Source organism: Oleiphilus sp. HI0128, assembly GCF_001635365.1.
Genome location: NZ_LWGG01000053.1, coordinates 1 through 1862, shown reverse-complemented (window position 1 = coordinate 1862; position 1862 = coordinate 1). Strand labels below are relative to the sequence as shown.

1 protein-coding gene is annotated in these 1862 nt (G+C 42.5%); it reads left to right on the top strand.

Going from position 1 to position 1862, the window contains the following annotated elements; genetic code table 11:
* Positions 1–189 precede the first annotated feature (189 nt).
* A partial coding sequence (locus A3763_RS00745; protein WP_156494783.1) for a fibronectin type III domain-containing protein occupies positions 190–1862 on the top strand: 1673 nt, incomplete at its 3' end.

The following is a 1862-nucleotide window of genomic DNA, read 5'->3' as shown; positions in this document are numbered from 1 at the left end:
AGTTATTGGTGGGCATCTGCGACGATGAATGCTGGGAATAATGCCTCTACGGCAATCAGTCGAGGTATGTTGGTTTCACTGAAATAGTGAAGTTGATAAAACGAGCTATACTATTTAGCTGCTCCACCTTGTTTTGTTTTATCAAATTTTCTTTTTGTTAAGAACTTCTCTTCTGTCTGGAGATGCTGCATGTGTAAAAAACTATTGGGTTTTATGAAAGGCAGAGGATTCACGCTTGTCCTAAGCTTTTTCCTAGCATTTTTTTCACTTGTGGTGCATGCAGCAAGCCTTAGTGGCGTAGTGAAAGATCATCAGGGAAACTTAATTGATGGTGCGAGCGTAACTCTCTTTGAAGTATTGCAAGATGATACTTTTCTTCAAATTGGAGACACCCAAAAAGTTAGTTCAGATGGCGCCTATGAATGGGATGTTTCGCCTAGTAGTTATGTGCTTCGAGCCTCTTTTATAGCATCGGATGTTTCGCTTTCTGGTGCGCCAAATAGTGTAGCTATCTCATCCGAAGATTTTGAAGTTTATGTAGATACAATACGTGATTTACAGTTCGATTTTCTTGTCCTGTCTGGCAAGGTACTTGATACTAATAAAGCCCCTATCCCCAATGTATCAATCGAAACCAGCACGGTCTGGCACGGTCCTGAGCAAGGCCCCCTACTTCAGTTATCGACACGTAGTTTGGATCATGCCAGTGGTAGTGCTAGTACAGATGCTGAAGGCAACTATGTTATGTTGCTGTTCCCTAGTGATACCTGTATTGAATCCGGTTTTTACCCAGACAGCACTGACTGCTTGTATGACCTTACCTATACTCCAACAATCGAAAGTGGCTTTGCGACCTTTGTAAGATCTGATCTTGCCCTTAACAACGCGCTTAGTCTCGACCAGGAGCTAGTTCTACTTGATAGCATAATACCGAAAACTATTGCCGGGCCTTATGTTAAAAATATTAGCAACCAATCTGTGGTAATAGAATGGCAGACCGATGAACCGGCTAGAAGTACAGTTCAAGTGGTTGGTGGAGCGGTTTTTAAAAATAACCGTTTTCTAACAGAACATAGCGTTGTTATTAATAACCTGGATTCAAACACCGATTATGACGTAAATATTTCGACACGAGACGCACAAAACAATAGTTCTGAAACGCAAGTTCTAAGCTTTACCACTCAAAGTATTAGTGCTGACTCATTAGCGCCACAGTTTGTCCAACCTTTAGCAGCGACGTCTATCGGAGAAACCCAGTTTACGGTGGCTTTTTGTGCTAATGAGCCAGTGCAAGGAAAGTTTATCGTTGACGGAGCTGAGTATTTACTTAATGACTTCTCTCGCTGCCATAACTTGACTGTAGGTGATCTAAACTCGAATCAGACCTATGCGGTGTCAGTAGAAGTTACTGATATTAGCGGTAATGGCCCAACTCAGAGCCATATTAGTAGAGTTAAAACGCTAGCAGCGGCAGACTTGAACCCTCCTCTAATCGTCGCCGGGCCAACGGTTACTGATATTTCAGATACAGTAGCTGTAGTGAAATGGACGACAAACGAAGCGGCTAGCAGTGCAGTTTCATTTAACGATGGTATTAGTTACCGGGTTCAGAATAACACTGAGCTTGTAAGCGATCATTCAGTTCAGATTACAGGGCTAAGTGCTAATACGCTATATAATTTAACCGTTGCCTCAAATGATGCCGCTGGCAATAGAGCAACACAAACTCGGGAGATCCAGTTCCAGACAGCTTCTACTTCCGATACTGAACCGCCATTAATTATTGGGCGTGCTTTAGTTGAAGATGTATCAAACACTAACGCGATGATTAGCTGGCGTACCGATGAATCATCATCTTCTGT